The organism is Chitinivorax sp. B (genome assembly GCF_005503445.1).
In the GTDB taxonomy this organism is placed as follows: Bacteria; Pseudomonadota; Gammaproteobacteria; order Burkholderiales; family SCOH01; genus Chitinivorax.
In genome coordinates, this window is the sequence record NZ_SCOH01000013.1 from 114,360 (window position 1) to 128,748 (window position 14,389).

Annotated in this window: 13 protein-coding genes; 5 read left to right on the plus strand and 8 right to left on the minus strand. The window is 53.9% G+C overall.

Annotated features, from left to right (window positions below; genetic code table 11):
- Nucleotides 1-836: 836 nt before the first annotated feature.
- Complete coding sequence (locus tag FFS57_RS10295; RefSeq protein WP_137937703.1) at nt 837-1,325, plus strand: hypothetical protein; 489 nt, start codon at nt 837-839, stop codon at nt 1,323-1,325.
- A gap of 83 nt (nt 1,326-1,408) precedes the next feature.
- Here the strand turns inward: FFS57_RS10295 and FFS57_RS10300 are convergent, their stop codons facing one another.
- Entirely contained in the window at nt 1,409-2,287 is an 879-nt protein-coding gene (locus tag FFS57_RS10300; RefSeq protein WP_137937704.1) for a LysR family transcriptional regulator, read from the minus strand.
- Between the two features lie 133 nt (nt 2,288-2,420).
- Between FFS57_RS10300 and FFS57_RS10305 the strand changes: the two genes are divergently transcribed.
- Nucleotides 2,421-3,425 (plus strand): zinc-dependent alcohol dehydrogenase family protein, encoded by a 1,005-nt coding sequence (locus FFS57_RS10305; protein ID WP_137937705.1) that lies wholly within the window; start codon nt 2,421-2,423, stop codon nt 3,423-3,425.
- Between the two features lie 246 nt (nt 3,426-3,671).
- On the opposite strand, the gene FFS57_RS10310 is transcribed toward FFS57_RS10305, so the two are convergent.
- From FFS57_RS10310 to FFS57_RS10320, 3 genes are all read right to left on the minus strand, one after another.
- Nucleotides 3,672-4,553 (minus strand): substrate-binding periplasmic protein, encoded by an 882-nt coding sequence (locus FFS57_RS10310; protein WP_137937706.1) that lies wholly within the window; start codon nt 4,551-4,553, stop codon nt 3,672-3,674.
- A gap of 149 nt (nt 4,554-4,702) precedes the next feature.
- Nucleotides 4,703-5,251, minus strand: a complete 549-nt coding sequence (locus FFS57_RS10315; RefSeq protein WP_137937707.1) for a hypothetical protein — start codon at nt 5,249-5,251, stop codon at nt 4,703-4,705.
- 350 nt (nt 5,252-5,601) lie between these two features.
- Nucleotides 5,602-6,513, minus strand: coding sequence for a LysR family transcriptional regulator (locus tag FFS57_RS10320; protein ID WP_137937708.1), 912 nt, complete (start codon nt 6,511-6,513; stop codon nt 5,602-5,604).
- A 117-nt stretch (nt 6,514-6,630) separates the two neighbouring features.
- Between FFS57_RS10320 and FFS57_RS10325 the strand changes: the two genes are divergently transcribed.
- Together FFS57_RS10325 and FFS57_RS10330 are read left to right on the plus strand one after the other, a co-directional pair.
- Nucleotides 6,631-7,110, plus strand: coding sequence for a nuclear transport factor 2 family protein (locus FFS57_RS10325; protein ID WP_137937709.1), 480 nt, complete (start codon nt 6,631-6,633; stop codon nt 7,108-7,110).
- 125 nt (nt 7,111-7,235) lie between these two features.
- Nucleotides 7,236-9,419, plus strand: coding sequence for a prolyl oligopeptidase family serine peptidase (locus tag FFS57_RS10330; RefSeq protein WP_137937710.1), 2,184 nt, complete (start codon nt 7,236-7,238; stop codon nt 9,417-9,419).
- Between the two features lie 58 nt (nt 9,420-9,477).
- Here FFS57_RS10330 and FFS57_RS10335 read toward each other — a convergent pair whose 3' ends face one another.
- The 4 genes from FFS57_RS10335 to FFS57_RS10350 all read right to left on the minus strand — a co-directional run bounded on the left by FFS57_RS10335 (nt 9,478) and on the right by FFS57_RS10350 (nt 13,306).
- Entirely contained in the window at nt 9,478-10,302 is an 825-nt protein-coding gene (locus FFS57_RS10335) for a substrate-binding periplasmic protein (RefSeq protein WP_137937711.1), read from the minus strand.
- Nucleotides 10,303-10,319: 17 nt separating this feature from the next.
- A complete protein-coding gene (locus tag FFS57_RS10340) occupies nt 10,320-11,132 on the minus strand; it encodes a substrate-binding periplasmic protein (protein ID WP_137937712.1) in 813 nt (270 codons plus the stop codon).
- A gap of 190 nt (nt 11,133-11,322) precedes the next feature.
- Nucleotides 11,323-12,216 carry an AraC family transcriptional regulator gene (locus FFS57_RS10345; RefSeq protein ID WP_137937713.1) on the minus strand — a complete coding sequence of 298 codons (894 nt, stop codon included), beginning with the start codon at nt 12,214-12,216 and terminating at the stop codon, nt 11,323-11,325.
- Complete coding sequence (locus FFS57_RS10350; protein ID WP_137937714.1) at nt 12,209-13,306, minus strand: alpha/beta hydrolase; 1,098 nt, start codon at nt 13,304-13,306, stop codon at nt 12,209-12,211. Before FFS57_RS10350 ends, FFS57_RS10345 begins: the two co-directional genes overlap by 8 nt.
- Nucleotides 13,307-14,200: 894 nt before the next feature.
- Here FFS57_RS10350 and FFS57_RS10360 point away from each other — a divergent pair.
- A partial coding sequence (locus FFS57_RS10360; protein ID WP_137937715.1) for a hypothetical protein occupies nt 14,201-14,389 on the plus strand: 189 nt, incomplete at its 3' end.

Here is a 14,389-nt window from a genome sequence, read left to right on the forward strand (position 1 = left end):
CAATGCGACGGGCTCGCGGAAGTTACTTATTTTGTACAGAATCTGTGGAGCACTACCACCAACTCCCATTCGATGGCAAATAGCATTTGCTCCTGAACCTGCTGTTGCAGTTGCAACTCAAGCTGTGAAATTAGCGTGTTTCGCTCGACATTGATTTCGTCTTCCCACCTTGAAGTATGCGGCTACTTCATCCAACGTAAGGATTTCGCTTCTGTCTCAGCCATGGATCCGCATTTTCTATCCGTTTGCCAAAATTAGCTAATTTTACCGTGCCAGGGGTAGCCCGACTACGATCGTGGCAAAGACGTTTGACTGCATGTAAGCTGGCTCTCTGAATGGGCCTCAATTTGCTAAATACGTCGATGGCTGTTTTCTTATCTACAACAGCCATTTTTGATCCGGCTACGAGTAACTGCTTCGGCCGACGAGCGCTCGGTTAGTCCTCGCCTCGCACGACCGCTTCAAGCAGACACCTGCCATCGGAGCCTCGAAGGACCAAAGGTTTGCATTGGGTCGATAACAGTCATGCTTGTACATAGGCAAGACTGACCGCTCAGGCCGAACAGCTGTCAAATGATTGCCGATCAGATGACCAGTAGGCTGCACCTAATCAAGCAGCGAGGTGATCACGAGTTATCAGCAAGGGTGATCATGTCTGTCTGTATCCGCAATTGGTAGTGCATGTGAGCATGGATTCATTGCCAAGGCTTGGCTATTCTGAATGGACCATTCTCCATATCATGCCGTTCCTGCTTGGGTTGCCATAATATGTTGTTTCCGGTGTTTCACTGATATTGAAGAGGCTGACCATCGCGCGTTGTGTAGGGTGCTTGCCTATGACCACAGTGCTAGAAGTCGTTGATTCGGCGGTCAAGATCGGGCTGGGTGCATTGATCACTGCAGTTGCGGGCTATCTTGCGCTTGTACGTAGCCAGCATCACGAGCTGAGGAAGACAGCAGACGAGGATCGGCGCAACTTGCTGAGATCTGCAGCGAGTCTGTTGGAGCAGGCAACCGCGTTGGCCAATCTCGCAACATTTACCTTTGCCCATGTACCCGATGGTAGTCATGACAGCACCAAGCAATTGGTCGAGGCGATTAATAAGCTGGGTGAGGCTCGTTCTCTGGCGGTGCTTTCGGGAGCGAAGCAATTGGCGGAGGAAATTGCCAACCTTCGCAGTGCAATGGAAAGCTTTTGTGGTTACTTCCTGACAATGGGCGAAAACTATTCCATACCGGATGCGAACGCCAAGATCAGTCAGCTCAACGAGTCGTGGCCACGTATCTATCACGAACTGGAACGTGCATACACGAGCCTCAGGTAACGGCTGGCTCGGGCGGGTCTGACTGCATTGTTTGCCGCGACATTCTGTGGCCGGCAATAAGACCTGTCGTTTGGCGATGCCAATCAACTGAATCGTTCCACCACAAAGTCCACAAAGCTGCGCAGCTTGGGTGACCGGTACCGGTCCGGCAGATAGATCACGTGTGTTGGCCGGCTGGGTAGCTCCAGTGCCGGGAATAGCTGAACGAGGCGCCCAGCCCGTACATCGGCTTCCAACAGCAACGCCGGTTGCAGCACGATACCCAGGCCTTGCAAGGCTGCAACGCGTAACCCTTGTCCATGATTGATCTGTAACCGCCCGGAGACGGCGATGTGGTGTGTTCCTTCCTCGTCAATCAAGCGCCAATGTGCCAGTGCTGCAGGGGTGAAAGCAAGGCATTCATGCTGGCTGAGCTCCTCAGGTTTCTTGGGTGTGCCATTACGTGCCAGATAGTCTGGGGAGGCACAGATCATCTGCCGGTAAGGCGCCAATGGTTTGGCAATCAGCGTGGAATCGGTCAATGGGCCAATGCGAATGCCTGCCTCAAACCCTTCTTCTACCAAATCCACGATGTGGTCGTTCAAGGCGATATCGACACTGACCTGTGGGTAGCGTTCTAAATATGTTGGCAATGCGGGGATCAAGGCTTCCGTGCCGAAGGTAACGGGGGCGGTGATGCGCAATTTGCCTGCCGGGGCCAATTGCAGGTTCTGGGCCTGTGCATCGGTTTCGGCCACCAGTCTGAGGATTTCCTTGCAACGGATGTAATAGTCCTCACCGAAGGCGGTGAGGTGCTGGCGCCGGGTGGTGCGGTTGAGCAACCGCATGCCCAAACGTTTCTCCAGCATTCGCAAGTGATTGCCCGCCATTGTCGCTGAGATGTCACAAGCTATGGCAGCTGCGCTGAGGCTGCCTTTTTCGACGGCCATTACATACACCTTCATGCTGTCGAGCAAATCCATTCAACACTCCTGATTGTAAATTAATCAAATTGATCGGAGTTTATCTCCAATAATTTTTAAATGAAACTAACGCCTTGTTTGCGCACAGCACCTTCATACATCACGTGTTTCATTTCAGATCAAGGAACAAAGCATGAAAGCCATTGAACTTACCGCCCCGACGTTGACTGCATTTCGCCAGATCGAACTGCCCGACCCGAAAGCTGGCCGTGGTGAGGTATTGATACGACTGCGTGCCGCTGCACTGAACTTTCTGGACGTCGCCATTGCAACTGGCAATTTTCCTGGCATGCGCTTTCCGATGATTCCTGTTGCAGATGGCGCGGGTGAAGTTGCCGCACTTGGTGAGGGCGTCAGTCAGTTTGCCATTGGCGATCGGGTGATCCCCCATTTCATGCCCAACTGGCAGGGTGGGATCATCACGCCACACAACGTGGCTGCAATGCGTGGCGCTACGTTGCCGGGCTCGCTGGCTGAGTATGTGGCCGTACCGGCCAGCAGCTTGGTCGCATTGCCGGACCACCTCGATTTTGTGCAAGGGGCGACACTGCCCATCGCCGCTACCACAGCCTGGAATGCGGTACGTTCGGCACAGATTCGTCCTGGCTCTGTGGTTGTACTACTGGGGACGGGTGGCGTCAGCATTTTTGCCTTGCAGTTCGCCAAGGCGGCGGGTGCCACGGTCATCATCGCCTCATCGTCGGATGAAAAGCTGGAACGTGCGCGTCACCTGGGCGCAGATCATCTGATCAACTACCGTGCGACGCCAGCCTGGGATGAGGAAGTGCTCAAACTCACAGACGGACGGGGTGCAGACCTGGTGGTGGAAACTGTTGGTGAGGCGACCATGATGCGTGCCATCAACGCTGCAGCGACAGGTGGCACCATTTTCACAGTTGGCTTTGTTTCTGGCACCTCATCTTCAATCGAGTTGCTACCGATCATCGTCAAAGCGCTGCGGATTATCGGTAACAACACGGGGTCCGTGGCTGACTTGGCGGAGGCGACCCGCGCTATTGCGGCTCATCGTATCGAGCCGGTCATCGATCGTGTATTTGATATCGAAGATACGCCCACAGCGTATGCCGAACTCAGTACCGGCGGAAGGCATTTCGGCAAGCTCGCCATTGCACATTGAGCTAGAGCAGGCGATCAGAAACGGGTGGTATATCCACCCGGCTATTTGGCGTGCCAAGCATGCCATCAGGAGACATTCAGAATGAACACAAACGTATTCTCAACAAAGCGCTTCAGCGGCCAAACGGTGCTGATCCCTGGTGGTGGAAGCGGCATGGGTAGGGGCGCGGTACTTCGGTTCGTGTGCGAAGGCGCCTGGTGTTGTGGTTTGGCATGCGAAAGGTAAACCCCCGATGCATGGCAATGGTTAGTGAGTCGTCCCTGACTGTTTCAGGTCATCAAGTTGTAGCCACAGTTCACGCCGCTGAAGTGGCGTTTTTTCCGGTAGTGTCGGGTTGTATAGCTCGATCACGGTGCGTTTGTCGATCTCCGAACGTTTGAGGATGTCCGCATGGAATTGATAGAACAGCTTGTCGAAGCTGCCATCCGCAATGGCGGCCTCAAGCCCGGACTGGATTGCGTTGGCCAATTCGGTGTTACGTTGGTTGACGAAATAATAGAACGCAGTTGGATAGTGAATAACCACGAAGCGGTCGACAACGATGCCATCCTTGGCGTGTTCATCCGCTTCGGCCCAGATTTCTGACATTGAGCGAGGAAAATAGTCGAAGCGGCCCAGTGTCAGCATTCGGAACAGGCCTTGATAGCGTGCGACCCTTTCCACGGCAATGCCGTTTCCTAGCAGAATATCGGTGTCAGGCCAATCATGGCCTTGGCCTGCTGTCAATGACTTAAGTTGTTCCAGATTACGGATATCTTTGAATAAGTTGGCCTGAGAAGCCCTTACCAGCGGTATTCGCCACCCAATCAGTCCTTTGAAAATAGGAATGCGAATTGGCCGTAGCGCAGCTTCTCGTTCTTTGGATGTCATCGCCCATACTACGTCCACACCTCGGCCTACTGCCAGCTCCGCCAGTGCTCGGCCCTGTAACATGGCCTGTGCGGAGGGTTTGAGTTGGTATTGGCCTCCGGATCTATCCAGCGCCAGTCTCAGCAGTTGGATAGGATAGACATCGCGTGCATCGTCTACGGTGGGTGACCGCTGGTAATAAACGGTTTTGCCGGTGGCGGCGGTACAAATAAATAGTAAGGCGAACAGCAGGGCAAGAAACGGATGGCCTTGATACATGGTCGCCTGATGGATTCGTGATTCTCTCTGCTTTAGTTTAGTCGCTGTTGAATTGATCGAAAGCCGCATTTCAAGTGCGTATAACAGCTCAAAGAGGCTGAGCCCGTGTTTCAATGTGCCTTTGGGGGGGCGCAGGAAGATAGTCGTCGTTATTTTCTCCCAATGAGTTTCAGTTGTTCTGCTTTCAATGCCGCGTACCGATCGGCTGCATAGACCACAAGCTCATTCGGATACGCAATGACCGAAAATTGCTCAGTGAAATCACTGTCTTCCCACTTTTTAAGGACAGCTTTCCACGCGGCAACATGCGCAATGAATCGCAATAGACAGGGTGGCACTTCCGCTTCCTGAATGAGGTGTGCACCACGTAGCACGATGGCCTCCAACGTTTGATTCATAGGCATGAGAACGGTCGTCACCCAAAGCCGCCATTCTTTCATGGTCGCGGTGTCCATCGACATTTCCATTGTCTGCTCTGCGGCAGCAACCCCACGTACTTTGAGCTGGAAGGCGTGATAGGCTATTTCACTTGCTTTGCACGACAGATAGAGCGGTCCGTAAAATTCATTCAGCTGTTTGGACACGAGTTCCAGACGTTCCTTGCGACGGGCAAGTGCCAGTGCATTGAGATACGTTGCCAGATAACCCGCGAATGCCAGGAATACGGACGCTGCCAGTGATAGGAGTGCGAAATTCATGTCTACCCCCATGGCGTCAGGTGTTATGGATTTCAGGGCCAGTGGTTGACTTTAAAACCTGTTCAAGGTCTGTGATGAGCGGCCACCAGCGGGGTGAAGCGCAGCGCAAAAACCGGCGTATAGGTGTGATACCTGAGGATGTTGAGCAGCACATAAGCCCCGATCGTGGTCGCGCAATAAGACATTGAACAGGTTCGTACAAGTCAATTCAAGGGAAGCGTGTTTGACAAACAGCTGGAGGTGCCACGAGTGGCTATGTCGCACAGCTGGCTGCCGGGTGTTCCCGTGCTCTTCCTTGTATTTTATGGAAATGCATTGTTGAAAAGCTATTCTGCTGTCTCCGGGGCATGTCAGAGACGTAGCTCATTCAGTGCCACATTTGCCCGCAGCCGTGCACTGATCACATCCACAAATGTTCGTACTTTGGCCGAAGCATGGCGGGATTCGCGATGTAAAACGTGGATGGGCAAGACCGTGGGCTCGAATTCGCTCAACACGATCTGCAATTCCCCCGAGGCCAGGTAGGGGGCAATCTGGTAGGACATCAGTCGAGTGAGACCGAATCCGTTGCGGACGGCTTCGATGGCAGCATCATTGCTGGTGACGATCAGCCGAGGTTTGACCCTGACCGACAGGGGCTGCCCATGCTGGAAGAAACGCCATTCCGGTACGGGTGACAAGCCGCTGGCCGCAACAATGGTGTGGTGTGCCAGATCGGCTGGTGTATGGGGGACACCGTGTTGAGCCAGATAAGCAGGTGCAGCACACAATACCCGTCGTACCTGGCCGACCCGTATGGCCTTCATGCTGGAATCGGGTAGCTCGCCAATGCGGATGCCAACGTCCAGCCCTTCTTCCATCAGGTTGACGACGCGGTCCAGAAACAACGCGGATATTTCCATGTCCGGGTAACGCTGCAGGTAGTCCACAATCCCGGGCATCACGAACATTTTGCCGAACAATACGGGTGCGGTAATGGCCAGCTGGCCTTTGGGTTCGGCATTGATGCCGGCAACTGCGGCGTCGGCTTCGTCCATTTCACTCATGATGCGCCGCGCATCGTCCAGATAACGTTGCCCTGGTTCAGTAACGCGTACATGGCGAGTGGTTCGGTTTAACAACTTGACCCCCAGTCGGTCCTCCAGGGCAGCAATGGCGCGTGTTACCGCTGGTGGTGACATCCCAAGCCGCCTGGCTGCGGCAGCAAATCCTGCCTCCTCTGCAACGGCCACAAATACCGTCAACAAATGTAACCGGTCCATTCTATTGTTCCATTTATCGGAATAATGTCTTTCATTGTATGGGGATTCTTCATCTTCGTGGCGAGTGGCAAAGTGGCATTGCTTGTCACGACTAAAAACTAGCAAAAGGAGTTGTTCATGACCTCGTCACCTACTGCCCGTCCGCCCTTACCGCCCTTCACCGCAGAAACAGCGGTACTCAAAGTACGCCTGGCCGAAGATGGCTGGAACAGTCGCGACCCACAACGTGTGGCACAGGCCTACACCGTCGATAGCCAATGGCGTAATCGGTCAGAGTTTCCACAAGGCCGGGCACAGATAGTCGAATTTCTCACCCGTAAATGGGAACGCGAACATGAATACCGGTTGATCAAAGAGCTATGGGCTTATACCGACAACCGGATCGCGGTACGGTTTGCTTATGAATGGCGTGATGCAGAAGGCCAGTGGTTCCGCTCTTATGGAAATGAAAACTGGGAGTTCGACGACAATGGCTTGATGCAGAATCGTTATGCCAGCATCAACGATCTGCCGATCACTGAAGCAGAACGTCAGTTTCACTGGCCGCAAGGACGTCGACCCGATGACCACCCAGGGCTGAGTGATTTGGGGCTGTAACATGGGTCTCAGGGCAGAGGCAGCTCAGAAGCTCGGGTAGTTGTGTCTACCCGGCCGGGTGTTGTCACCGTTATGATTCAGCACCGGCATGCGCCGGCAATCAAAACAATAACGCTGGATAGATCATGAATATTATCTCTCGCAACATCCGGTGCCGCATGCTCACGGCACTTTGTTCGCTGGCTTTGTCAGGCAGTTTACTGGCACAAAATCCTGCCCCACCACCCACACCCGCCAAGCCTGTGGTGGATACGTACCATGGTGTCACCGTGACCGATCCGTATCGTTGGATGGAGGACATGAGCAGTAACGAGTTCAAGAACTGGCTGCAGTCCCAGGCGGCATATGCCTCGACAGTACTGTCAACCATACCTGGTCGTCAGCCTTTACAGCAGCGTTTGCTGGCGTTGTCCGATGCAATGGAGAGTATCGGCCATATCGACCAGGCAAATGGACTGCTGTTCTATGTGAAAACCGAGCCGGGGCGCGATGGCCGCCGCCTGTTTGTGCGTCAGGGTGAACAGGGGCGTGAGCGGGTATTGTTCGACCCGGATGCCTTGACCAAGGATGGCAAACATTTTGCCATTGATTTCTTCAGCCCATCGCCCAATGGCAAACTGGTGGCGATCGGTATTTCGCAAGGCGGGTCGGAAGACAGTGTATTGCGGATTCTGGAGGTGACGACCGGCAGATTTCTCGGTGACTCGATCGACCGTACCGGTTTGAACCACGAGGGTATCAATTGGCTCAAGGATAGCCGCCGCTTTACCTACAACCGCTTGCCCCCCGCTGATGCAGAAGGCAAGCGCGAGCGTTACAACAAGAGTGCGGTGTACCTGCATACCATTGGGCAACCGGTGGACAAGGATCAACCGCTGATTGGTTTCGGGATCGATTCGCAACGGTCATTTGAAATTGCCGATCTGCCATTTGTGTGGACAGCCCCCGGCTCGCGTTTTGCGTTGGCCAATGTGCAACACGGTGATCTGACCGATCGCAGCCTGTACATTGCACCGGTGGCCAAACTGGCTGGCATGGCCACACCCTGGTTGCAGCTGACCAAAGCTGAAGATCAGGTACATGCAGCCTGGCTGGCGGGCGACAATCTGTATCTGTTGTCATACAAAGATGCGCCGCGTGGTCAATTGTTGAAGCTTGATCTGGCGACCCCGTCTCTGGATAAGGCCAAGGTGGTGATTCCCGCAGGGCAGGATGTACTGCGGGATGCTGTGGTGGCCAAGGATGCAATTTATGTCAAAGCGCTGGATGGCGGCCTGGGTAAGCTGATTCGTCTGCCACATGTGAATGGCGAAGCACGTGCCATTGCACTGCCCTTTGCGGGCTCGATTCGTGGCATGAGTGCCGAGCCGACCAAAGCGGGGATTCGTTTGGCACTGGAAGGGTGGACCCGCTCGAAGGTCGAGTACCGCGTCGGTGCGGATGGCAAATTGACGGATACGGGCCTGGCCAAGCCTTCACCACTGGACTTCAGCCAGATTGCTGTGACCCGAGCGATGGTCAAGAGCCACGATGGTGTAGCCGTACCGTTGTCCATCCTGCACCGTAAAGGTCTCAAGTTGGATGGCAGCAATCCGACCATCCTCAGTGGTTATGGTGCTTACGGTATCACCATGGAGCCCCGATTCAGCAGTAGTCGATTGGCTTGGCTGGAGCGTGGTGGGGTCATGGCCATTGCCCACGTGCGTGGAGGCGGGGAGTTTGGTGAGGAATGGCACAAGGGTGCCTACATTACCAACAAGGTGAACACAGTGCTGGATTTCATCGCCTGCGGCGAGTATCTGGTCACACAGGGGTATACCTCCGCAGCCAAGTTGGCAGGGCAGGGTGGTAGTGCAGGTGGTATCACTGTCGGTGGGGCAATCACCCGCCGGCCGGATCTGTTTGCAGCGGCTCACAGTTCGGTAGGTGTTTCAGACATGTTACGTGCCGAACTGACACCGAATGGCCCACCCAATATCATGGAGTTTGGTACAGTCACCAACCCGACCCACTTCCCGGCCATGTTGGATAACAGTGCGTTCCATCGTATTCGGGATGGCGTGGCCTATCCTGCGGTGATTTCCACCACAGGTGTCAATGATCCACGCGTGGAGGCCTGGATGCCAGCCAAACTGGCGGCGAGACTGCAAGTTGCTTCCGGCTCTCAAAAACCAGTGCTGCTGCGTGTGGATTATGATGCGGGCCACGGTATGGGGTCCAACAAGAGCCAATATCTGGCCGAAACGGCGGATGTATGGTCGTTCTTCCTGTGGCAAATGGGTGACCCGGCTTTCCAGCCAGCACACTGATCAGTTGGCTCATGCAACAAACCCCGCTTTGGCGGGGCTTGTTGTTTGTAATGGGTGTTTACTGACCCGCCTCAAACGTGTGCAGGCTACTGAGTGCTGCGGCCTCTCGTTGTTGGTAAGCCGGTGTTTCGCGGACCTCGGGAATGGCCCGCCAGATGCGTTGGATTCGCTGTGGGTCGCGCTGATAGGTCACTTTGCTGATCAACAGGTAAAACGGTACCGAATCGAATGGAACAGGCAAGGGGGCAATGGCCGAGCGGAATCGCTCGTTCTGTCGCAGGATTTCCAGCGAGCCAGTCCCCTGTGTGACAGCTGCATCGACAATTCCGGCTTCCAGCAACCGTAAGGCATCCAGTGTGCTTTTGCTGGATTCGTTCATGGCAACGCCCAGCTTGCCTAGCTTTACTTTGACCATGTAGCCCGATTGGATGGCGATTGGGGTCGACAGATTGGTGAAGCGCTTGCCATCCCAGGTGATATTACTGCCTGCGTGAACAAATACCAGATAGTCATCTTTGAACAGCCGGGCGTTGGTATCGGTCTGTCCATCGGGCAGTGTCGGGAACATGCCATATACACGCCGTTCCGGAATATCTGCCGCGCCCACCACGGCATCCATCGCACCGACTCTTGCTTCTTCAAGACAGCGTTTCCAGGGTTTGGAAATGAACACAAAACGCTCATCCAGCTTTGCCTCAGTCATTTTCAACAGATCGATATTCAGGCCGGTACCATCGGGAAAGGTCCATGGTTTCTGAGGAATGTCCTCAAAGCAGATTTTAATCGGGGCGGGTGGTGCTGCATGACCTACTGCCATGGTGCTGATCATGGCGATGCAGGCAAGTAGCCGTGGTAGGTTGGTCAGGTGCAACAATCTGGGCATGGTGACCTTGATGGGATTCAGTCCGCCAACTGCTCGGCTTCGCGTTGTTTATAGGCTGCCGACTCCCTGACATCGGCGATTCCGCGCCAGATGGCTTCCAGCCTTTGCGGCGAACGGGTGTAAGTCGTTTTGGCAAAAAACAGGAAAAACGGCAAAGTCTCGAAAGCAGGGGCTAATTGAGTCAGCCGGGCTTTGAAGCGTGGGTCATGTCGCAGCACATAGGTACTTTCCTGGCCCAGCAGGATGGCAGCATCGACTGCACCTGCCTCCAGCATGCGTAGGCCATCGGTCGCGCTTTTACCGGGCTCGCTGAAGGTGATTTCCATTTGTTTGAGTCGATGGCGGATGGCATAACCCGACTGAATGGCTACCGGTTTGCTCAGATGTCGCAACTCATTGCCATCCCAGGTGACCTTGCTGTCCTGACGAACAAAGACAAAGTAGTGATCCCAATACAGCCGATACTTGCTATCGCTTTCACCTGAAGGTTGGGTCGGGAAAACAGCATACTGGCGCCGTTCAGGCACATCCTGCCCACCAATGACGCCATCCACCATCCCGGCCCGCAATTCCTGCAGACAACGTTTCCATGGCTTGGCCTGAAAAACGAATTGCTCGTTCAATTGTTTCTCAACGGCTTTTAGCAGATCGAAATTCAAGCCGGTACCATCAGGAAATGTCCATGGCTTTTGCGGCACGTCTTCGAAGCAAAGTACCAGCGGGGGGGCATGGCCGGCCCAACTGGCTACACCAGGCCAAACCGCCAGTAAGGCAATGATCAGGCCTGGCGCGGATGGAAACCATGATGTCGATGATCGGGACAAGCCCATGCTTCTCCTCCGACAGACAACACCCTGATTATGTATAAAGACCTGTTAAGAATAGGGGTTGTTGATCCTTATTCTAGGTGCTGTTGTTATGGTTTCATAGTTTGCCTTGACCTGCATTGGGGGCCGGATCTTTCTGTCAACAATGGGCCGTGATGGCGAGCGTGCCGTCACTGATATCGTCAAGGCTGAATTACTTGATGGCGACGCAGTATTCCAGCTCGGTCTCATCGTCGAAGGGCGACCGCTCGGGTGTGAAGCGGAAGAACGCGGGTGCGTCGCTTAACACATAGCCAGAACAAGGCAGCCAGGCACCAAAAATATAGTGCATGGTGTATTCCCATGCGGTGCCATTGCCAGCATGGCTGAACAGGGCATTGTTCATAGGCGGGCGAATGGCCGTCACCATGCCTTCCGGCACAGCACTGAAGCCGCTGACTTCGACGCCTGGCATGATGAAGGCGCGAATCTCCGTCTCGCTGGAACTGACGATATCGCACAACAAGACTGCCCGATCATCGATACGATGGGCAATCTCTGGCAGGCGGTCGCGAAAGGCCTGCCACAATGGGCGGCCCAGTTCCGCCAGATCGAAGGCTTCATGCGGTACCCGCAAGTCTGCCTTGATGCCGATCAGCTTGATTTCACCGGTATGTTCAATACGCGGTTCCAACCCTACATTGCGGTGAAGGTGTTCAAGATAGGCCTGGGTGATCTGTGGCTTGATTTGCGGAAAACCCGGTGCCTGCTGGTTGCCGCGAAACTCACGTGGGCTGGCATCGAACTGGCTGCGAAACGCGCGAGTGAACGCTTCGTTAGAGTCGAAACCGGCATCCAGCGCGATATCCAGCACGCTGTCGTTGCCGCTCAGCAATCGTTGCGCTGCCCAGCTCAGGCGCCGGCGACGGATGTAATTCTTGACCGTTTCACCAACCGTGGCCCGGAACACACGCTGGAAGTGCCAATGAGACATACCTGCCAGATCTGCCAGATCGCGGATGCCGAATTCAGCTTGCAAGTTGTCTTCAATGTAATCGATCACACCTTGAATGCGTTGCAGGGTGAGCGGAATGGCGTTGTCACGCATGGTTCACCTTGCTTACACGGGTGTGACTGCCGATGAAGTAATCGGACATGGTCTGTAGCAGATCACGAGTGATGCTGTTCCAATAGCGCCATGTGTGGCCACCGGCCACCCGCATGTAATCAAAGGTCACCTGATTGCTGCGCAAAATACCTGCAAAGCGTTCGCTCAATGGCTGGACATAATCCTCTGTACCGCAATACAGCTTGATACCAAAATCGACCTGCAGTGGTTTGGCCGACAGTGCATCCAGTGTTTCATCCAGAAAGAAAGCACTGACCGGGGCCACGAAACCAAATCGGTCAGGTCGATGCCAGGCAAGGTTGAATGCGCCCAGAGCATGGGGTGTCATGCCGGCAATGGCCGTGTGACAGCGTCCTGTGCTGATGGCAAACCAGCGGCTGAGTCGTTCATACAACTCGTCGACCAGAAAGGTTTCCAGCCTATCCAGCGGCTGGGTGCCATCCACTGTAGGCATGGCAATGATGAAAGGTGTCACCACGCCTTGTGCCAGCAGGTTGTCCATGAAATTGTCCACCAGTCCGTTGGTTGCCCACTGATTGCCACGGGTGCGATGGCCATGCATCAGATACAGCAGCGGGTAGCGTTGTGCCGGGTTGTAGCCGGGTGGCAGGTAAAGTGCCACTTCGGCACTTTGTCCTAATACGTCGGATGGCACCGATAACCTGACCAGCTCGCCATGGGGAACATCATGCTTGGCCCAATCACCATCGCCCAGTAGCAGGTAGGAATGGAATCCACCCCAACCATCTCCGGCCACCAACGGGTTGGCTGGATCATGCAGATAGGCACCATCCACCCAGAACTTGTATATCCATTGCCCGGCACGCAGGTTCAATGTCGTTCGCCATGCCCCGTCGCCATTGCGGGTCATCGGAATCGGGTGAGCCTGCCAATCGGTCATTTCACCGATCAGCAGTACTTCCTGCGCCTGGGGGGCGTGCAGTTTGAATTCAACAGTATGCAGTCCACCCGCAAGTTCCAGTTGGGTCTTCAGTACGGATTGCAAGCCGATCAGATTGGGATTCATGGTTGCCTGTGCCGGCCATTGCCGACAGCGTGTTGTCTCCATGGGGCATTTTATCGACTATTCAGTGCTTCAGTGCAATGACGAAATATATGCATGTAGGATATTGGGATGGTGTGGTACAGGCTGATATGGATCATCACGTGGTCTGTGAGTGGTGTGATTGGCTTGCCTACAGGCCAGTCAGCCACGTTTAACGGTAGATATTGTTTTTGATCGCGCACTGTGGACGATTCCCGCTGGGAATCGCAAGGTTCGATAGCAAGCTCAAGACTGTTACGCCGCCGCACCTGGCACCCTTGCCCGGGCAAGCCTTGGCTGTGCTACATGAATTGAGACAATGCAACGACTTTTGCCCATATGTTGCATGTTGAGCGGAACCAGGTCCGAGTGGCGTACAGCCGGGCACAGTATCTGGATGAACGGCGCGAGAGGCCGCAACATTGGGCCGACCGTCCAGACCACCTGCGTGAACAAAATATGGCGAATCCAATAAGCGAATATGCAGCTGCCTAAGTGTGACACACTGTAAAACAGCCCCCACTGATTGCAAATGGTGATGACTGTTTTTTTAAATAACAATAACAACTGCAACACCTGATTTCATTTCTATTCATCCTGATATTCGGTTTAAGACATGAAATGGATCACGCAAGTTCTTGCAAATCGACCTAGTCTGATCGCTTCGGAATGACAATTTTTCTTTATTATATTCAATGTGCTATGAGTATCTTTGCGGCGGCGGTCGAATGACTGTTCATTGAATTACTGAAACACGATATTCAGAAATTAATGATTATATTAATTTGAATGTCTTTGCATCAAATCCCGGCATTGCTTATAGTGCATCCCCACTCGAATTGCTGACAATTTTTCAACAGTCACTTAGCCAATCAATTTCATCTTGCAAATATCAATTTGCATGTATGTGGAAAGTATATGCCTATCCAAATTCAAAGCACGGTTGTCAAATCTCTATCGATGGCACTGTTGAGTACGTTGACCTTGTTCACATCATTGCCTGCTTTTGCCACACCAATCTGGTGTGTCGGCAAACTGACCCGGACTTACATCAACGAGAGCGGTGAATTGTTCATCCTGCCGGACTGGCGGCAGGACTGGGTGCAG